Annotated in this window: 18 protein-coding genes; 8 read left to right on the forward strand and 10 right to left on the reverse strand. The window is 71.0% G+C overall.

Annotated elements, in window-relative coordinates; genetic code table 11:
- Nucleotides 1–67: 67 nt before the first annotated feature.
- The 3 genes from BC793_RS28230 to BC793_RS28240 are packed head-to-tail and all read right to left on the reverse strand — an operon-like array spanning nt 68 to nt 1,967.
- Entirely contained in the window at nt 68–718 is a 651-nt protein-coding gene (locus BC793_RS28230; protein ID WP_109597844.1) for a DUF3618 domain-containing protein, read from the reverse strand.
- A complete protein-coding gene (locus BC793_RS28235; RefSeq protein ID WP_109597851.1) occupies nt 694–1,110 on the reverse strand; it encodes a phage holin family protein in 417 nt (138 codons plus the stop codon). Before BC793_RS28235 ends, BC793_RS28230 begins: the two co-directional genes overlap by 25 nt.
- Nucleotides 1,107–1,967 carry a hypothetical protein gene (locus BC793_RS28240; protein ID WP_239169921.1) on the reverse strand — a complete coding sequence of 287 codons (861 nt, stop codon included), beginning with the start codon at nt 1,965–1,967 and terminating at the stop codon, nt 1,107–1,109. Before BC793_RS28240 ends, BC793_RS28235 begins: the two co-directional genes overlap by 4 nt.
- A gap of 243 nt (nt 1,968–2,210) precedes the next feature.
- On the opposite strand from BC793_RS28240, the gene folP reads away from it, so the two are divergent.
- On the forward strand, nt 2,211–3,008 hold the full coding sequence (gene folP / locus BC793_RS28245) for a dihydropteroate synthase (protein ID WP_109598355.1): 798 nt from the start codon (nt 2,211–2,213) through the stop codon (nt 3,006–3,008).
- On the opposite strand, the gene BC793_RS28250 is transcribed toward folP, so the two are convergent.
- Entirely contained in the window at nt 3,009–3,551 is a 543-nt protein-coding gene (locus BC793_RS28250; RefSeq protein WP_109597858.1) for a TetR/AcrR family transcriptional regulator, read from the reverse strand.
- A 67-nt stretch (nt 3,552–3,618) separates the two neighbouring features.
- Here BC793_RS28250 and BC793_RS28255 point away from each other — a divergent pair, with 67 nt between their 5' ends.
- Nucleotides 3,619–5,004 (forward strand): MFS transporter, encoded by a 1,386-nt coding sequence (locus tag BC793_RS28255; protein ID WP_109597865.1) that lies wholly within the window; start codon nt 3,619–3,621, stop codon nt 5,002–5,004.
- 327 nt (nt 5,005–5,331) lie between these two features.
- Here BC793_RS28255 and BC793_RS28260 read toward each other — a convergent pair whose 3' ends face one another.
- Complete coding sequence (locus tag BC793_RS28260; RefSeq protein WP_239169922.1) at nt 5,332–7,128, reverse strand: LamG domain-containing protein; 1,797 nt, start codon at nt 7,126–7,128, stop codon at nt 5,332–5,334.
- Nucleotides 7,129–7,239: 111 nt separating this feature from the next.
- On the opposite strand from BC793_RS28260, the gene BC793_RS28265 reads away from it, so the two are divergent.
- A complete protein-coding gene (locus tag BC793_RS28265) occupies nt 7,240–7,680 on the forward strand; it encodes a hypothetical protein (protein WP_239169923.1) in 441 nt (146 codons plus the stop codon).
- A gap of 81 nt (nt 7,681–7,761) precedes the next feature.
- On the opposite strand, the gene BC793_RS28270 is transcribed toward BC793_RS28265, so the two are convergent.
- Entirely contained in the window at nt 7,762–8,418 is a 657-nt protein-coding gene (locus BC793_RS28270) for a DUF4360 domain-containing protein (protein WP_109597885.1), read from the reverse strand.
- Between the two features lie 362 nt (nt 8,419–8,780).
- On the opposite strand from BC793_RS28270, the gene BC793_RS28275 reads away from it, so the two are divergent.
- Together BC793_RS28275 and BC793_RS28280 are read left to right on the forward strand one after the other, a co-directional pair.
- Nucleotides 8,781–9,395, forward strand: a complete 615-nt coding sequence (locus tag BC793_RS28275; protein WP_239169924.1) for a DUF4360 domain-containing protein — start codon at nt 8,781–8,783, stop codon at nt 9,393–9,395.
- Nucleotides 9,396–9,486: 91 nt separating this feature from the next.
- The gene (locus tag BC793_RS28280) at nt 9,487–10,257 is read left to right on the forward strand and encodes an LLM class F420-dependent oxidoreductase (RefSeq protein ID WP_109597892.1); all 771 of its coding nucleotides are present in this window, start codon (nt 9,487–9,489) and stop codon (nt 10,255–10,257) included.
- Between the two features lie 200 nt (nt 10,258–10,457).
- Here the strand turns inward: BC793_RS28280 and BC793_RS28285 are convergent, their stop codons facing one another.
- Nucleotides 10,458–11,024, reverse strand: a complete 567-nt coding sequence (locus BC793_RS28285; protein WP_109598359.1) for a Uma2 family endonuclease — start codon at nt 11,022–11,024, stop codon at nt 10,458–10,460.
- A 62-nt stretch (nt 11,025–11,086) separates the two neighbouring features.
- Between BC793_RS28285 and BC793_RS50715 the strand changes: the two genes are divergently transcribed.
- The 3 genes from BC793_RS50715 to BC793_RS28300 all read left to right on the forward strand — a co-directional run bounded on the left by BC793_RS50715 (nt 11,087) and on the right by BC793_RS28300 (nt 12,940).
- Nucleotides 11,087–11,392 carry a hypothetical protein gene (locus tag BC793_RS50715; RefSeq protein ID WP_203896137.1) on the forward strand — a complete coding sequence of 102 codons (306 nt, stop codon included), beginning with the start codon at nt 11,087–11,089 and terminating at the stop codon, nt 11,390–11,392.
- 9 nt (nt 11,393–11,401) lie between these two features.
- A complete protein-coding gene (locus BC793_RS28295) occupies nt 11,402–11,872 on the forward strand; it encodes a GNAT family N-acetyltransferase (RefSeq protein ID WP_203896138.1) in 471 nt (156 codons plus the stop codon).
- 315 nt (nt 11,873–12,187) lie between these two features.
- The gene (locus tag BC793_RS28300) at nt 12,188–12,940 is read left to right on the forward strand and encodes an SDR family NAD(P)-dependent oxidoreductase (protein ID WP_109597899.1); all 753 of its coding nucleotides are present in this window, start codon (nt 12,188–12,190) and stop codon (nt 12,938–12,940) included.
- Nucleotides 12,941–12,975: 35 nt separating this feature from the next.
- On the opposite strand, the gene BC793_RS28305 is transcribed toward BC793_RS28300, so the two are convergent.
- The 3 genes from BC793_RS28305 to BC793_RS28315 are packed head-to-tail and all read right to left on the reverse strand — an operon-like array spanning nt 12,976 to nt 18,625.
- Nucleotides 12,976–13,716 (reverse strand): hypothetical protein, encoded by a 741-nt coding sequence (locus BC793_RS28305; protein ID WP_109597905.1) that lies wholly within the window; start codon nt 13,714–13,716, stop codon nt 12,976–12,978.
- Between the two features lie 8 nt (nt 13,717–13,724).
- The gene (locus tag BC793_RS28310; RefSeq protein WP_109597912.1) at nt 13,725–16,592 is read right to left on the reverse strand and encodes an ATP-binding protein; all 2,868 of its coding nucleotides are present in this window, start codon (nt 16,590–16,592) and stop codon (nt 13,725–13,727) included.
- A complete protein-coding gene (locus BC793_RS28315; RefSeq protein ID WP_109597918.1) occupies nt 16,589–18,625 on the reverse strand; it encodes a serine-rich family protein in 2,037 nt (678 codons plus the stop codon). Before BC793_RS28315 ends, BC793_RS28310 begins: the two co-directional genes overlap by 4 nt.
- Nucleotides 18,626–18,920 lie beyond the last annotated feature (295 nt).

An 18,920-nucleotide genomic window follows, 5' to 3' on the forward strand; every position in this document is an offset into this window, starting at 1 on the left:
CGCCGATTCCCCCGTGGGAACGGGACAAACGTGGCAGCGCGAGCTGCCACGTCTGTCCCGTCGACGATCAGGGGGTCGCCGCGTGCCGTACGTCCTGCGCGTCGGACCGCGCCGTCTCCTTGGTGGTCTGCGCCGCGTCGCGGGCGGTCTCGCGCACCTGGCCGGCGGCCTCCTGCACGGTGCCGCCGAGCTCGTCCTTCAGCTCGCTCGCCACGTCCTTGACCTTGTCGGTGAGGTCGCCGCTCTGGTCCTTGAGCTGCTGTCCGGCCCGCCGCTCGGCGTCGGTGACCGGCACCAGCGAGGCGGTGAGCAGGCCCACGCCGAACGCGATGATGCCGGCGGCGAGCGGGTTGCCCTGCGTCTGCCGGGCGACGGCCTGCGGGGCCTCACGGACCCGGTCGGCGGCCGCGGACGCCTTCTCCCCGGCGGTGTCGGAGAGTTCGGACGCCTTGTCACCGATCCGGTGCGCCTGCTCGGAAGCCTTGTCGCTGATCCGGTGCGCCTGCTCCGACGTCTTGTCGCTGATCCGGTGCGCCTGTTCGTGCGCGGCGTACCGGGTGTCCTCGGTGGTTCCCATGACTTTCTCCTTCACCGCGGTCCAGCGCCGGCGGGCGACCTGTCGCGGGCTCGTCTTCTCGGCCAGTAGGTCGACGTCACGGGTGAGCGACGCCCGGGTCCTCTCGATGTCCTGCCTCAGCCGGTCGGGTTCTTCAGCCATTGGGCGTCCTCCTTCAGCGTCTCGGCGGTGCGGCGCGGCACCGGGTCGACGGTCTTCATCTTCTTGCGGCCGTTCACGAACAGAACCGCGCCGATGGCGCCCCAGATGATCGCGACGATCAGCGCCGCCCAGCCGGGGTCCATCACGTTGGAGAGGCCGAACACGACCGCGAAGCTGAGCAGCACCACGGCCAGGTAGCCGGCGAATCCGGCGCCGCCGAGCATTCCGGCGGCCTTACCGGCCTTGGTGGCCTCCTGCCGGATCTCGGCCTTGGCGAGTTCCACCTCCTGGCGGAACAGCTGCGACAGGTCGTCGCTGATGTTGCCGATGATCTCGCCGATCGAGGTCTCCTCGACCCGGTCGGCGGGCTCGTTGCGGTACGGGGTGGTCATGACCGGTACTCCGGGTCACCGGGCGCGACGACGGCCGGCGTTCCGGTGCCGGTTCCGCTGTACTGGGTGGTAGCCGGCGTGACGTAGCCGGTGCCGGTGGAGGCCGGCACGTAGGCGAGGGTCTCGTCGGTCTCGGCCGGGTAGCCCGCCGAGGTGGCGGGGTAGCCGGTGGAGCCGGCCGGGTAGCCGGTGGAGCCGGTCGAGCCGGCCGGGTAGCCGGTGGAGCCGGCCGAGGTGGCCGGGTAGCCGGTGGACTCGGTGTAGGTGTCGGTGCTGGGCTTGGCGGTGCCGGCGTCCGAGTCGGCCTTGGCGATGCTCTTGCCGAGCCGGCCGACCACGAATCCGGCGGCCAGCGCGGTGGCCAGGAACGCGCCGGGGCGGCGGCGGGCGAAGTCCTCGACCTCGCGGAGCACACCGTCGGGGCCGTTGCGGTCCAGGTAGTCGGCGAACTGGCGACCGCCTTCGGCGACCCGCGAGACGACGGCCGCGGCCGGCGAGTCGGACCGGGCGCCGCCCATCTCGTCGAGGTGGTCGGCGGTCTGCCGGATGCTGCCGACGAGACGGCTGTTCTGCGTACGGGCCTGCTCGCCCAGCTTGTCGCGGACCTCCGAGGCCACGTTGCGGGCCTGGGTGCGGGCTTCGGCGCCGACCCGCTGCGCCTGCTCCTTGGCGGTGCCGGCCACGTCACTCGCGGCGTCTCCGGCCGCCGAGCGGGTCTGTTCGGCCACCTGTCGCACCTTGGACTGGTCCTGCCCCTGCGCCGGGGTGGTCTGCGGCGTGAGGTCGTAGGGCTGCGGCGGCACGTCGGCCGGGTACGCCGGCTCCGGCGCGCGGCCGGCCGGTGACACGTCACTCATGGTGGTTCCTCCCGAACCGAGGGGATGCGTACAGTCACTGAGCTACCCAGCCTGGAGCTATCGACTCGTCACCGGTTGTGGTGAATGGCGCAAAATCCCGACCTTTAAAACCGGTGATCTTGGGTACGGCGTACCGGCTCGTACGCCCGGCGGTCTTTGTTAGGGTCGCCAACCGTGAGCGAACTCCTCGGCCCGCGGGTCATCGGCGGCCGGTCCTTCGACTTCTCCCGCCAGGTCGCCGTGATGGCGATCGTGAATCGCACGCCCGACTCGTTCCACGACCGGGGCCGCACGTTCGCTCTGGAGAAGGCGACCGAGGCGGTGGCGCGGGCGGCCGCGGACGGGGCCGACTGGATCGACATCGGCGGGGTGCCGTTCGCGCCCGGCCCGGAGGTGTCGGCGGCCGAGGAGCTGGACCGGGTGCTGCCGGTCGTCGAGGCGGCCCGGGGGCTGGCGGTGGTCTCGGTCGACACGTTCCGCCCGGAGGTCGCCGCCGAGGTGATCAGGGCGGGTGCCGGGGTCGTCAACGACACGTCGGGGCTGCGTGACCCGGCGATGGCCGAAGCGGTCGCGGGCACCGGCGCGCAGCTGGTGATCTGCCACAGCCTGGCGGCGCCGCGTACCGAGTATCCGAGACCGCAGTACGGTGACGTGACCGCCGAGGTGGCCGCGTTCCTTCGGGAGAAGGTGGAGCTGGCCCTGTCCCGCGGGGTACGCCCGGACCAGATCATCATCGATCCGGGTCACGACCTGAACAAGAACACCCACCACTCGCTGGAGCTGTGCCGGCGGCTGGAGGAGATCACCGGCATCGGCTATCCGACGCTGGCGGCGCTGAGCAACAAGGACTTCATCGGCGAGACCCTGGACCGTCCACAGCGGGAGCGGCTGGCCGGCACCCTCGCGACGGTGGTGTTCTGCGTCCTGCGCGGCGCGCGGATCATGCGGGTGCACGACGTGAAGGCGGCCACCGACGCGATCCGGATGACCGAGGCGATGCTGGGCTGGCGGGAGCCCGCCTACACCCGCCACAACATCTGATCACTGTGGCAGGGTCCCGAGCAGGTCGGCCATCCACGGCTGGGTGGGGACGGCGTCCGGGCCGAGCACCCGCATCGCCCCCAGCACGGTGATCAGCATGCCGGCGGCGAAGAAGTCGCGGGCCTCCTCGGCGGACGCCCCGGTCAGCTCGCGGACCAGCGCGAACTGGTCGCCGTAGCACTGGCGCACGGCGTCACCGAGGGCCGGGTCGGCGGCGGCCGCGAACCCGTGCAGCAGGACGACGAGCAGGTCGCGCTCGGTGAGCAGTTGTTTGTAGGCCTTGCCGAGCCCGGCCAGGGTGGGGTCCACCGCGGCCGCGTCGCGCCAGATCTGCTGCACCCGGTCGCCGGCGTGCCGCACGGTGGCCAGGAACAGCTCCTGTTTGGAGCCGAAGATGCGGATCACATAGGGCTGTGACACCCCGGCGATCCGGGCCACCTGATCGGTCGTCGTCCCCGCGTAACCGCCCTGCGCGAAGGCGGTGACGGCGGCCTCCACGAGCTGCGCGTGGCGTTCCTGGGCGGTGAGGCGGGTCCGAACCATGTTGACAGGTTATCAGTCGATGCTTACGGTTTTAGTTATCAGTCGATAACAACTTCGGGGGAGCACTGTGACCACCCTTGCCGGGAAATCCACGAGAACGCGCCCGTTCGGGCTGGTGATCGCCGCCGTCGGCATCCCCGCCTTCATGGGCGCCCTGGACAACCTCGTCGTCAGCACCGCGCTACCGGTCATCCGCACCGAGCTCGGGGCGTCCATCGCCGATCTCCAGTGGTTCGTCAACGCGTACACGCTGCCGTTCGCCGCGTTCCTGCTGACCGCCGCCGCCCTCGGCGACCGGATCGGCCGCCGCCGGATGTATCTGGCCGGCATCGCCCTGTTCACCGCCGCCTCGGCCGCGGCCGCCCTGGCCACCGAGCCGTGGCAGCTCACCGCGGCCCGCGCCGTGCAGGGCATCGGCGGTGCCGCCATCGCCCCGCTGTCGCTGACGCTGCTGGCGGCCGCCGTTCCGGACCGGTTGCGCAACGCCGCGGTCGGCATCTGGGGCGGCATCACCGGCCTCGGCGTCGCGCTCGGGCCGGTGATCGGCGGAGCGGTCGTCGACGGCCTCACCTGGAACTGGATCTTCTGGGTCAACGTGCCGATCGGCGTCGGTGCGCTGATCCTGGCCGCGATCGTGCTGGAGGAGTCCCGTGGTGGAGCGCGCCGCCTCGACCCCCTGGGCCTGCTGCTGTCGTCGAGCGGGATGCTGCTGCTGATCTGGGGCATCGTCGACGGCCCGGACCGCGGCTGGACCTCCGGCCGGGTGCCGGTCATGCTGGCCGCCGGTGCCGCGCTGATCGTGGCGTTCCTGGTCTGGCAGTCCCGCAACAGTGCACCGATGCTGCCGCTGAGCCTGTTCCGGTCGCGGTCGTTCAGCCTGGTCAACGTGGTGACGCTGACGTTCTCGGCGGGTGCGTTCGGTTCGGTGTTCCTGCTCGCCCAGTTCTTCCAGGTGGTGCAGGGCCTCAGTCCGCTGGAGTCGGGGCTGCGGACGCTGCCGTGGACGGCCGCGCCGATGGTGGTGGCCCCGCTGGCCGGCATCTTCGGGGCCCGGCTCGGGCTGCGCAACCTGGTGGTGGCCGGGCAGGTGTTCCTGGCCGCGGGCATCCTGTGGATCGGGCTGGTCACCTCGACCGACGCGAGTTACGGCGACTTCGTGGGCGCGTTCCTGCTGGCCGGTGTCGGGATGGGGCTGACCTTCGCGCCGATCAGCACGATCACCCTGGCCAGTGTCACCGAGCAGCAGCGCGGGGTGGCCTCGGGCGCCAACAACACCATCCGGGAGTTCGGGGTGGCGGCCGGGGTCGCCGTGCTCTCCTCGATCTTCAGCAGCTACGGCGGGTTCGCCGGCGGGCAGGATTTCGTGGACGGGGTGGTGCCCGCGGTGCTGGCCGGATCCGCCGTCCTGGCCGTCGGAGCGCTGGTGGCCACCCGCCTGCCCCGCCGGATCTGAGCGGACGGCCCACCGGCCGGCACGCTTGCGAAACAACCTGTTGCGCGTACGCAACATGGCTGCAACGATGACCTTCGATTCAGCGCCGTCCGGTCAGTGCGTGATCCCCGGCACCGTCTTCGCCGGACCCGGTCACGCCCCCCCGCTCTCCCCGCAGGAACGGACGGCGCGGGATGCGAGAAGTGAGCAGCGTGTGCCGGCCCTCCGACCGGCACACGCCTCCCGCCCCGGCGGTCTGTCTGCCGTCCACAACGGCCGCCGGGGCTCTTCAGAGACCGCCCGGTGATTCCCATCGGCGGCCCTTCGCCGTTGAATCCGCGAACCGGCTCAGCCGATCTGGATCCAGACGTCGTCGAGGGTGCCGTGGAACTGGTCGTTGTTCTGGCCGACGCCCTTGCCGCCGATGGTGAACGGCTCATGCGACTCCACCGACAGCGCCGCCGGCACCGCGGTGACCGACTCGAGGCGGTCGTCGACGACGATCGCCAGCGTGGGACCGGTGCGGCGGCATTCCAGGGAGTGCCACTTGCCGTCGGCCACCGAGGTACGGCTGCGTGCCACGTACACGGTGGTCCCGGTCTTGTCGCTCATCCCGCAGCTGGGCTTGCCGGAGAGCCCGTCGACCTGGAGTTTGTACTGCCCGCCGCCCTTCGAGTAGCCCTTCTGGAGGATGTTCTCGCCACGGCCGGTCTCCGCCGGGGACAGCAGCACGCCGGCGCCGTACCGGAGGGGCCTGTCCTTGGGGTTGAGGTCGTCGGTGTCGCCGGTCTGGAGGATCAGGCGGGGGCACTCGCCGCCGGTGCAGGTGGCCGGGAAGGCCAGGGCCTGGCCGTTGCCGTTCGGGACCATCCGCGGGACGGCGCCGTGCCGGGTGACGGTACGCAGCAGATGCCCGTGCCCGGACCCGTCGTCGAAGGTGCCGTCGGCGATCGTGGTGTCGAAGTTGTACGCGGCGACGTGATCGGTGGCGACGCCTGCCGACTCGGTGCGCGGCGCGACCCCGTTGAACTCCACGTACCGTTTCCGGCTCACGCCACCGACCAGGGTGAAGTCGCCGACCGCACTGATCGACCCGAGCCGCGGGCTGGCCGCGAGCTGCCGGGTGCCGGCGACGCCGTTGGCCTGCGGCGCCCATGCGAGCAGGTTGCCCTCGCGGTCGACGGCGGCGAGCTTGCCCCGCACGACCGACCCGTCGGTGCACAGCCCGCGGGTCCCGTTGTTGGTGGTGGTGCATGCCTTGTCGAAGTGGCCGCCGACGTAGACGGTGTCGTCGAGCAGGGTGACGGCCTGCGCGTCGCCGTCGAAGACCCGGGTCCAGCGGCTCCGGCCGTCGCGGGTGTACGACACCGCCCGCCCACCCTGCCCGCCGAGTGCCGCGTACACGCCCTCGGTGTGCGCGGCCAGGGCGAACACCTGCGACACCGGCCTGGGCAGGAACGTCTTGTCGAGCACGCCGGTGGCCGGGTCGACGGCGGCCAGCCGCAGCGTCGAGCGCACGTCGTTGGTCTTGTGGAAGCTTCCCCCGATGTAGACCCGGTCGGCGGTGACGGCCAGCGCGTTCACGGTGTCGTCCGTGGTCGGCGCCCACGCGTCGAGAGCACCGTCCGCCGCCGTGAACGCCGCCAGGTTGGTACGCGGCTGCCCGTCCACCGCGGTGATCCGCCCACCCAGGTAGATGCGCCCGTGCCCGGCGGCGATCGCGTTCGGCTGCCCCAGCACGGTGTGCTTCAGCGCCGTCACCGTGCCGTCGGCGGCGGAGATGCCGGCCACCGCGTCCCGGGCCTCGCCGTTGACCGTGTCGAAGTCGCCGGCCGCGTAGACGACACCCTGCTCGACGGCGAGGGCCCGGACGTTGGCGTCGACGGCGGGCTTCCAGGCGCGCAGTTCACCGGTGCGCGCGTCGAACGCGGCCAGCCGGGTCCGCGGCTGCGCCTTGCCGCCGGCCGAGGCGGTGGTGAAGTCGCCACCCACGTAGACGGTGTCCCCGGCATAGGCGACGGCGTAGACAGGACCGTTGAACGAGGGGGTGACGGACGGTTGTGAGGAGACGATCTCCGCGAAGGCCGTGCCACCGGCCGCGACGAGGACCGTCGCGAGGCCGGTGAGGATGACACGACGCAGCACCTTTTTGCCTTTTTTGGGGATGTTTGCCACGTAGGTAGCTAACTTCCGAGATCGGCAAAAGTCGCGGTGGGCACTATGCTCCGGCGTACGTCATCGAAGGAGGGGAACGCAGTGCCGCATCGCCGCCGCACCGCCGTGACCGCCGCCCTGCTCGTGGCCTCGGCCGCGTTCGCGGCCGGATGCGACGGGATCGAGATCGAGATCCCGGCCGGATCACTGCCCGCCCCGGTGAGCATCGCTCCGATCCCCTCGGCGTCCGCCGGGCAGCCGGAGTATGTGTGCACAGCCGTCTACAAGGTCCTCACCGAGGGCGCTGTCCGCCTCGCCGAGCACACCGTGAACGACGACGCCGAGGGCCTGAAGCGCACCTTCGCCGACATGGCCGCCCAGGTGTCCGCTGCCGGCGACCGGAGTGCCGACGCCGCCCAGCGCACCGCGGCCGAGGGGATCGCCGACGCGCTCACCGGAGCCTCGCGGCAGGCCGACCCGACGGTGTTCCTCAACGGCGACTTCGCCACGATCGGCCAGAAGCTCGACGGCACCTGCACGTGACCGTTCGGCGCGCCGGCCCACACGCGGAGACCGACACGGCGATGGTGGCGAATGTTGCGGATCCGCCACCACCGCTCCGCGTCACTTCGTGTTACACCGCATCCACGTGAAGTGGTAGATCGTCTCGATGCTGCCGTCGGTGGAGTCCATCGTCAGGTAGCTGACGTCGGTCGACGTGCCCTTGGTGACCCGCAACTCGGTGTTGATGTTGAGGTTGCGCCGCTCGCCGCAGGGACGGAAGACCTGCGACGCGATCGGCACCTGGTCGGTGGCGATCCAGTTGTCGTCCAGGGGCGCGGCGATCGCGTGGTTGGCGTAGCTGCCGGTCGTCATGCCCTGGAAGTAGTAGTTCGCCCGCTGCTGCGCGACCGCGCCGCGCTGGAGGTATCCGTAGCCGCGGTAGTCCACCTTCGCGATGGCGAAGGTGAAACCGGCCGGCGCGTGGACCAGCACGTTGAGCTGGCAGTTCTTGCGGTTCTCGGTGACCGCGACGCCGGGTCCGGCCTGCGCCAGGTAGGCACTGTAGATCGCGGTGAAGGCCGAGTTGTCGGGCGAGATCGCGACGTCGGCGGTGCCGGGGGCGCACCCCGAGCCGGCCATCGCGACCAGCTCGATGGACATCTCGCCGGCGGGCGGCGGGTCGACGATGACGATGATCGCGGACGCCGGCGTGGCGCCGAGCAGCGTGGACGCGAGAAGCGCCAGCGCCACCACGCCACGGGTTAACAACCTTTTCATTACCACCCCTTCGGGGTCAGGGAACGGACGGGCTCAAGCTATTGATGCATGTCAATAGAAGTCAACAGTCCCGCACCCCGCAGGGGCACTTCTTGATGCCCACCGAGAAAGAGGAGGCCGAGGCATCAACCTGGCAAAAGAGTCCAAACTAGAACACGTTTTAAGGGAAATAAGCAGATTTGCCCGGCGGTGCGACCAGGGGCAATGCAACTTGCACAATTTCGTGGAGATCAATAACTAATTCATGCTTGTAAATGCGATCGGCCCGCCACTACGGTGGTCGCGGATGCGAAGACCGCCGTTCTGGAACGATTCCAGATTCAATACTGTGGCACCCACCCGTTCCCCCCGGAAGGAAGTCCATGAAAAACAGCAACCGCGTGATCGCGGCCGTGTTGACCACGGTCCTGGCCGTCCCGCTCGCCGCCGCCCCCGCCCACGCCGCGGCGGCGATCACCGTCGAGGTGATCGCCAGCAACGGCTCGGGCTGCGCCCCCGGCACCGCCTCGGTCGTCGGCAACGGCGACAACACCGGCTTCCGGATCAGGTACCGGGACTTCGTCGCCGAAGCCGGCGGCGGCGCCGCCGTCGTCGACCGGCGCAAGAACTGCCAGCTCGGCGTGCTGGTGACCATCCCGGACGGCTGGACCATCGCGATCGCCTCCGCCAACTACCGCGGCAAGGCCGGCCTCAGGTCCGGGTCCTCGGCCCTCCAGCGCACCAGCTACTACTGGCAGGGCGCCTCCGCGACCGAGCGCAAGGACACGACGTTCACCGGTCCCATGAACGGTCTCTGGACCACCTGGGACGTCGCCCCGGTGCTCACCTACACCGCATGCGGCTCGCAGAGCGTCCTCAACATCAACACCGAGCTGCGGCTCGACGCCGGCTCCTCCACCGGCACCAGCACGATATCGATGGGCGCCTCCGAGGGGGACGTCGACACCCTCTTCAACTACAGCCTGGCCCACTGCTGATCCCGGCCGCCCACCCCCGGCTGGCACTCACCGCCAGCCGGGACCGGCGTGGAACCGGCCGACGGGGGCGCCGGGACGTAGGCTCAGAAGCATGATCGACAGGCCGATTCGCATCGGGCTGCAGCTGCAGCCGCAACACATGGACTACGCCACCATCCGCCGTACCGCCTCGGAGGCCGAAGACCTCGGCGTCGACGTGCTGTTCAACTGGGACCACTTCTACCCGCTGAGCGGCGAGCCGGACGGTCTGCACTTCGAGTGCTGGACCATGCTCGCAGCCTGGGCCGAGTCCACCTCCCGGGTCGAGATCGGTGCTCTCGTCTCCTGCAACAGCTACCGCAATCCCGACCTGCTCGCCGACATGGCCCGCACCGTCGACCACATCTCCGAGGGCCGCCTCATCCTCGGTATCGGCTCGGGCTGGTTCGAACGCGACTACACCGAATACGGCTACGAATTCGGCACCGCCGGCGGGCGCCTCGACGACCTGGCCACGGCACTCCCCCGCATCGAATCCCGCTGGCAGAAGCTCAACCCGAAGCCGACCCGCGACATCCCCGTCCTGATCGGTGGGGGCGGCGAGAAGAAGACCCTCAAGCTGACCGCCAAGCACGCGAACATCTGGCACAGCTTCTCCGACCCGGAAACCCTGGAACGCAAACTCGGCATCCTCGGCCAGCACTGCGCCGACATCGGCCGCGACCCGAACGAGATCGAGATCTCGGTCATGGGCAACACCGAGAACCGCGACCGGATGTACGAACTCGGCGCCCGCCTGTTCACCGTCCACACCGGCGGCCCGAACCCTGACTTGACGGAGCTGCGAGAGTTCCTCGCCTGGCGCGACAAGCTCAACGCGTAGATTGCACGACGCGGGGTGGCGTGGCCCGTCACCCCGCGGTCGCCTGGCGCGACAAAGTCAACGTGTAACGCTCACGGCAGGGCTGAATCTCCATTCCCGGTGTTCAGCCCTCTGCTCGCGGATCATCGGGCGCTCGTCTTCCTTCGGGCGTCGGTGGCCGCAGTCGTAGTTGCATGGACCGCCCGTCGCGCGAACAGGGATCAGAGTCGGCCGAGGTCGATCTCGATGGGGAAGGGGGCGGTCAGCTTCACGACCCCGGTGAAGACATCGCCATCGCGATAACGTCCCGCTGCCGGATCGAGGACGTAGGTGTAGACGAGAGGCGCACCAGTCACGGCCTGCTCGACTCGCCAGTAGAACTGAATACCAGCTTTCGCGTACTGATCAGTCTTGACGATCCGGTCAGTCGTCTCTGAGCCGGGAGAGACCACCTCGACCACGAGAAGCACGTGCTCGGGTCGAGTCGGAGTGACGTCGATGGTGTCCGCCCGGTAGACCGTCACGTCAGGACGACGGTTGTTCAACGGCACGTCCCGGAGCCTGACATCGAAATCGGTGTCAGCGTTCCAATCCGGGCCCGCAGCAGCGTCCAGGGCGTTGGCCAGAAGTCGGGCCAGGCGGTTGTGCCGTTTGGAGGCGCTCGGGCTCACGAGGACCATCCCATCCACGATTTCGATACCGGCGCATTGTTCCTCTGACCACGTCGCGTATCGCTCGGCCGTGACCTGTTCGTGCATCCAGGCTGGCGCGACCATCTCGGCAGTCATGTACACCTCCCGAATGGTGCTTCGGCTGTCGGCCCAAAGATACCGTGGGCCCCATCGGCGCGGTGGCATACACCGTCGCGGCCCCGGAATACGAGTTCGGCACCGCCGGCGGCCGCCGCAAGCTCGGCATCCTCGGCGAGCACTGCGCCACCATCGACCGCGACCCGAGCGAGATCGAGATCTCGGTGATGGGCAGGACCGCCGACCGCGACGAGATGTACGAGATCGGCGCCCGTATCTTCACCGTCCACGTCGGTGGCCCGTCACCCGACCGGACGGAACTCCGCGAGTTCTCGCCTGACGCGACAAGCGCAACGCCTGACCAGCGGGCCGCCCCAGCGATTCACCATTTACCCAGTTTTCAATAGGATATCGCCGTGACCTTCTCCATCAAGTCCGTGAGCTGGGACGATCCCGCGGGCGAGGCGCTACGGGTGGCGATGCGGGCCGAGATGCGGGAACGCTACGCCGACCGGCTGCCGCCCGGCCGCGACGAACCGCAGATGGTCGTCACCGGCGAGAACGTGGTCTGGGTCGGCCTCGCGGTCACCGCCGACGCCACCGCGATCGGGCACGCCCTGCTGCGCCGGCACGGCCCCGACCTGGAGATCAAGCGGATGTACGTGGCGCCGGCCTGGCGCGGCCACGGCGTCGCCACCGCGCTCCTCGACGCCATCGACGTGGAGGCCCGACGGTTCGGCGCGCCCCGCGTCATCCTGCACACCGGCGACCGCCAGCCGGAGGCCGTCGCCCGCTACGCCCGGCACGGCTACCAGCCGATCCCCGTCTACGAGCCCTACCTCGGCATGCCCGGCGCCCACTGCTTCGCCAAGTCCCCACCCTCGTAGTCGCGGCCGCCCGACGCAGAGCGCTGCTCGCGAGCCGGGTCCGGTCTTCCTTCACAAGATCAAAACCATGCTCCGGTACGCCGTCGGCCGCCCTTCGCCGGACCACACCTCCCGGGCCTGTCCCCGCGACGTCCGTGCGGCGCACGGCCGAATCGCGGCCTCCGGGCCGGAGCCACTGGTCACCGACCCCCACAACATCCGAACGCCGCGCGGCCGAACCGCGGCCTCCGGGCCGGAGCCGCTGGTCACCGACCCCACTGCCGGCCCGGTCGGGGGCGGCCGGAACTTTCCGGGTCCGGCGGCCAGAATGGGGTCATGACTTCGTTCGTCGTCACCGGTGGGGCGCGGGGTGTGGGCCGGGCGATCGCGGAACGCCTCACAACAGACGGGACCGTCGTGGTCGTCGATGTGGTGGAGCGGCTCGAACCGCCGTACGAGCGGATGGTCTTGATCTCCGGTGATGCCGCGGATCCGGAGGTGGCCCGGCGGGCCGCGATGACCGCCGAGGCCGCCGGGCCGCTGACCGGGTGGGTCAACAACGCCGCGATCTTCGACGACGCGAACCTGATCGGCGCCCGGCCCGCGCGGATCCTGGAGTTGATCACCGCCAATCTGGCGCTCACGGTGACCGGCTGTCACACCGCCGTGAACCACTTCCGGCAGCACCGGCGGGCCGGTGCGATCGTCAACGTCTCGTCGCACCAGGCGCAACGGCCGGTCCGGGGCGCGCTGCCCTACGCCACCGCGAAGGCCGCGATCGAGGGCCTGACCAGGGCGGCCGCCGTCGATCACGGGCCGGACGGCATCCGGACGAACGCGGTCGCCCTGGGTTCGATCACGACGGCACGGTCCGAGGCGTACCGGAGGGAGCACCCCGAAGTGGACGACCAGATGGCCGCGCTGCACCCGCTCGGCCGTCCCGGTACCGTCGCCGAAGTGGCCGACGTGGTGGCGTTCCTGCTCTCCCCCGCCGCCGGATTCGTCAACGGTGCGATCCTGCCGGTCGACGGCGGCCGCGCCGCGAACGGTCCGGACCCGGAGGCTCAGAACCGGATCACCTCGTCGTAGGCCGTCACCTAGGGTGGCGATCACCGGCCGTGCGGTCACTCATCCGGCTTCCTCGCGGCCCGCTCACCAGCCTCACCGATGGCGTTGAGCATGTCGCCGGCGGCCTTGCCGTCCTTCTTCGCGGCGTCGAGCTTCGCCTGCTGCTCGGCGGCGGCCGTCTTGTCGTGTGCGGCGACCTTGGCCACCTCCGCGGCCTTCGCCACCTCCGCAGCCTTGCCGACCTCGGCAGCCTTGGCGACCTCCACCGGCTTGGACTGCACGGCGGGCCTCTCGACGAGCGCGCCGTTGCGCTGGTTGTCGTAATGCTCGGCAAGCTTGCCCTTGTGCTCGATGGTCTGCAGCACCGGCGTCCCGACCATGATCACCCCGGCCGCGACGCCCGCCGCGGTCCGCTTCGCCGCGCCGCCCTTGTCCGCGACAGCGCCGGCCGCGGCATGGACGGCAGCGTCCGCCCGGTCCTTGACCGCCCCGCCGGCGTCCTTGATGGCACCCCCGGCCCCCTTGACCGCGTTGCCGCCGGCATCCTTGATCGCTCCACCGGCGTCCTTGACCGCGCCACCGGCGTCCTTGAGCTTGCCGACGGCCAGCGCCGCACCATGCCGCACCTGGTCGACCTTGTCGTGCACGTTGGCTTTCGCCAGGTCGAGTTGCGACGGCTTGCCCTTGTCCTGCGCGGCGACCGCACCGGCCGCCCGACGGGCCGGATTGTTCTCCGCGACGGGTGCGGGCGGTGGTGGGGGCGGCGTGTCGCGGGGCTGCCGGTTGTCGGTTGCCACGTCTCTCCTCAGTCTTCGAGATGGTCGCTGAGCTGGCTGATCAGCAGTTCCAGCGCACCGTCACGGCAGGTCAGCCGGATCGCCTGGGTGAACCAGGACGGCCCGACGCCGCCGGCCACCGCGATCACCGCGCTGGTCAGCCCACTTGCCGCGGCGTCACCGAGGGCGGCCTTCTCCGACCCTTGGGCGTACGCCGGATCGCGCAGCAGTTGCTCGAACTGCCCGCCGAGCGTCCCGGCGTCGAGCCGGAGCCCCTGCGCGGCCCAGTCCCCGGTGTCCGGATGCGGCAGGTAGCCGTGTGCCGCCTCCTCGCCGCCGACCTGTTCGATCGCCGCTTCGAGGGCACCGTGGACGTTCGCCCACCGGTAGGCACCGGCCCGCCACCGCCGCACGTCCCCGTCGGGCACGTCCTCCCCGGTGAGCAGCGCTCCGAGCACGGCATGCAGGCGCCGCCCGTAGTCGGCGGGGTCCAGCCGGCGGGCCAGCCAGGGGCGCCGGGCCGCGACCGCGGCGTCGACCACGGTGGCCAGCGCGCAGTCCCGTGCCCGTGGCTCCCCGGGCCAGGCGGCGAGCACGTCGGGGGCGGGTCGCGGTGGTTCCACACCCATCACCACGGACGCCGCCGCCATCTCGGCCCAGATCGTCGCGTAGGCCGGGACCGCCGCGCCGGCCATCTCGGCGAGCGTGCAGGCGCGCACCTCCCGGCAGGCCGTTCCGCACAGGTCGCTGCGCCGCCCGTTCAACGGCGGGTAGGTGCCGCACCCGTCCGCCGACTCGTTCCCGGCACCGCCGGCCATCTTGGCGAGCAGTGGCCGGTCCCAGCCGTCGACCGACACCGCGGCGTGTCCGGGCCGGAACGCGACGACCGACTCGTGGCCGCCGGGCTGGAGGTTCATGGTGGCGCCGACGGCGTCCCGGTCGTCCTTGGCGGGCAGCCGGTGCATCACTTTGAGAGCAGTGTTCTTGATGACGTCGGGCAGGATCTTCGCCGGGATCTGCTCGACCACCACGACACCCTCGCCGTACGCCCGGATCTCGGCCAGCAGCGAGGCGAACAGCTCGACGGCGGCCGCGGCCGGCCCGTCCTCGACGTTCTTGAGCAGCCGGTGCGCCTCCTCGATGAGCAGCACATGCCGCAGCCCGCCCGGTTCGCCGTCCCGGGCCGCGCGCACCCGCAGATGCTCGACGATGCGGATCAGGACCGTACCCATGAGGAAGGCCTTGTCCTGGTCGTTGGTGATCGATTCGAGTTCCAGGACGACGTTGCCGTCGAGGAGGGCGGCGACGTCGAGGGGATGACCGCCCTCGAAGAAGCGGCCCGGCGTGCCGTCGCGCAGGCTGCCCATCCGGACGTCGACGAAACCGCGCACGTCGGCGGCGACCTCCCGGCCGTACCCGATGTCGTCGACCACCCGGCGGGCGACCGCCTGCAGGTCGCCGAGGGTGGGGTAGCGCCCGGCCGCGTGGGCGCCCGGCCGGGTCGCGCTGGTGATCAGATCCCAGCCGGCGGCCGTGTAGCACTCGGTGAGCGCCCGCGACAGCACCTGCGGGAACGGCTCGTTGGCCTCGAACGCGGCAAGGAACAGTGCCCGCACCAGGTCGGCGTGGCTCTGCAACGGGAAACCGGGTTCGGGTTCGAGCGGGTTGAGTGAGGCCGGGACGGCAGTCGGGTCACCGGGCCGGATGACCAGCACCTCGGCACGCCCGCGCAGCCGGCCCGCCATCCGGGCGTATTCGGCCTTGGCCGGCTCGACGACCAGCCACGGGATCGGGTGGTCGCCGGTGGCGAGGGATTCCAGCAGGCGGCGGGCGGTCTGTGACTTGCCGGAGCCGGTGGCGCCACAGATGAACCCGTGCCGGTTGAGGGTGTCGTGCGCGACGGTGAACGCGCCGGCCGGCTGGAGCCCGGCGTCCAGCACCGATCCGAGTTCGATCGACGGGCCGGTCACCTCGACGTCGGGGGTGACGTCGAAGTCGGGCGCCGTGACGAGGCGGATGCCGGGTAGTTCACGGGCCGGTCCGCGGGCCAGCCGGGCGGCGGTCTCGCTGGCCGCGAGGAACGGTGACGCCGAGCCGTCCGGGTCCTGCTCCGGTTTCGCCCACACGGTCGTCAGGTCGCCGGTGGTGCGGGACGGCAGCAGCGACCAGGACAGGTCGTCGAGGTCGCCGGCGCCGCAGAGCACGGCGGCGGCCTGCCGGGCGGCGACCGGGGTGGCGCCACCGGCGAGCACGTCGATGCTCCACAGCCCGGTGCGGCGGCCGCGGTCCAGCTCCCGGAAACGGGTCTGCCCGCGTTCCAGGGTGAGGCGGGCCTGTTCGGACTGCTCCCGTTTACGCAGCAGGGTCAGATCCACGGTGAGATCGGCGACGGCGTCGTCCAGGACGCGGTCCGGCTGCGGGTGGGCGGCGACGATCCAGGCGTACGGCTGACGCAGGTGCGCCACCCAGTCGTCGAAGGAGCGCGCCCCCTCCGGCTCGTCCGGCTGCTCGGGCCGGGCGACCACGGTGCCGAGACACCGTACCCAGTGCCCGAACCCGCCGATCCGCTCCCGAACGGCCCCCGGGTCGGCGGGCGTCGCGGTCGCACCCGGGGGGAACAGCAGAGGCTGCTCACCGTGGCCGTCCTCGTCGGCGTCACCGGCGACCGCGGACAGTCCGGGCCGTCCGCCGACGAGGAACTCGAACGGGGCCGTCCCGCCCGGATGCAGCCAGGCCACATAGAGAGCACTGTCCGCGATCCCGGCCAGTTCGGCGTGCGCGGCGGTCAGCAACGGGACGATGCCACGGGCCGTCCACCGGCCGGGATGCACGTCCCGCGGCGGGCGCGGCACGGACCGCAGCCGCCACCAGCGGACGCCGTCGAGCGGTTCGGTCACCGGAGGCTCATGATCTCTTGCTCGTTGAGCGGACGGCCGTCCCGGTGCCCGGTGATCTGCCAGCCGCTGAACATCGGCTTCTCCGCGTCCTGCTGGTAGGAGACCAGGTAGCCGGCCTGGGTGAGCTTGTCGGCGAACGTCCGGTGCATGCCGGTCGGGTCGACGATGCTCACCACGTCCACACCCTGCGTCGCCGGCCGGCCGGCCCGCACGTCCGGCGCCAGCGGTGTGTCGGCGACCCCGTCCAGCGCCAGGACCGCCGGGTCGCAGGTGCCGGCCCGGAGCCGCCGGCCACCGCCCGCCGCCGGGTCGACCAGCACGAAGCTGCACGGGTCGAGGCCCTGGAACGTGGTGGGTTCGACGCTGAACTCGTACACCCGTGATCGGGTCTCGCCGTCGGACTCGGTGGTGCCGTCGGTGCGGCTGGTGCCGTCGGTCTGCCCGTGCGAGTGGTTGTGCCCGGTGCTGGAACCCCAGGTGCTGCCGCCGACGCCGCCACCGCGATTGGTGCTCTCGCTCGACCCGTGGGTGACCGTGGTGCTGCTGTTCGTCCCCCGCGTCGTCGACGTGCCCGCGGTGTGCGTGAACTGGGTCAGCTGGAAGGTGTGGCCACGCCCGATGTACTCGGCGGCCCGGCCGGCCTCCCTGGTGTTCTGCATCCGCATGAAGATCGAGGCGCTCTCCGCGTCCCCCAGGTACGTCTCGAACTCCTCGCCCAGGTGGTCGATCATCAGCACCAGACGGGTGCCGGCCCGCTGGGCGGCGGCGTGCAGGCGCTTCAGAGGCTCGGCGCCGACACCGTCGGCCGCGGCGATCGCGATGACGTCGCCCGTACCGCTGCCGGGCTTCTGATCGCGAAGCCGGTGGACGAGGGTCTGCACGACGAGCCGGTTCAGCAGGTCACGGCGGCGATGGTTGCTGTGCTCGGAGACGAAGACGGTCAGCCCGGGGCTCTGCTCAGGCGTGCCACCGGCCGCCTCCGGCTCGGACTCGAGGGCGTCACCGGCCAGCGCCTCCAGGGTGCTGCGCAGATCCTGGACCTGCGCGGCGGTGCGTTCGCCGGTGCCGAGCACGTCCACGTACTCGGCCAGGCGCAGCCGCTCCTGGCTGGACAACGACGCGTTGCGGCCGTCGTCGATGCGCTGCACCACCCGGAGGGCGGCGACCAGACGTACGAAGGTGATCTCGCCGTCCAGGCGCCGCCCCACGTTCTTGAGGATGTCGGCGTCCAGGTCGAGTAGCGAACCGCTGTCCCGGTCACCGCGCCGTGCGTGCAGCGCCTCGGCGATCAGCTCGGCCACGTCGTCGGCGGCCATCCCGTCGAGCAGCCCGGCCCGGTGCAGGTCGGCCGGCAGGTTCACCTCCTGGTACGGGAATCCCGCCAACCGGGCCAACTGGAGCAGCGGGTCGGCGGCCGCCCGCTCCGACAGGTCCACCACGGTCAGGCCGGTCCCCTTCGCCAGCAGCCCCGAACCCAGCGTGAGCAGGAACGCGGCCCGCCCCTCGGCGGTACCGCCGAACACGTCGATCCGTGACGGCGTCACCTCCGGCATGATCGGGAACCAGCGATCCGCCGACGCCACCCGGCGCTGCTCGGACAGCCGCCACGCCTGCTCGGCCTGCTCCCACTGGGCGACCGTGGCGTGATACTGCTGCCCGGCCTGCTCCCGGTGCACGGCGTGCTCGGCCAGCAACTGGTCGGCCTTCTGCTTCGCGGTCACCATCGGGGCGAACCAGAACGCGGCCAGGCCCAGACCGGCCAGCACGAACAGGATGCCGGCCTTGCCGGCGCAGAGACCCACCAGCACGACGGCCGCGACCACCGCGATGCGTTTCGGCATCGCGGCGCGGGCCCGCTGATATTTCTCCTCCATCGTCGGGAGGTACGGGGCCCGAGGCTCCGACCACTGCGGCCGCGACGCCGGGAACCCGCGAACGGGAAGCGGCTCGTGGAACTCCCAGCCCCAGCGCTCGTCCGGGGTGGCCAGGCGCCGTGCCACCTGCTCGATGTGGAGGACTTCCAGTTCCGCCATGTGCCGTTGTCCCTTTATTGCCAGTCGATCTTCAGATTCGGGACTCTCGCATGGGCACTTTCCAGGGGGCAAGCGTCTGGGGTCGCCCTCGTTGGTGCCGTATGCGCTGGTCAGCGACTTGCGCCCGCGTGGGCGGGAGGGTGCGAGAAATGCACCGGCGGCCAGTGAACGCCGAGATCTTCGGCCATCCGGTCCGGCCGAACGGCCAGCGCCTCCCGCGACTCGCGGTGGTACATCGCCGCCTATCGGGGTGGCCCGGGGTCGGCGGACGTGGCACCACTCTCCGGTTAGCCCT

This window comes from Actinoplanes xinjiangensis, assembly GCF_003148685.1.
Classification (GTDB): domain Bacteria; phylum Actinomycetota; class Actinomycetes; order Mycobacteriales; family Micromonosporaceae; genus Actinoplanes; species Actinoplanes xinjiangensis.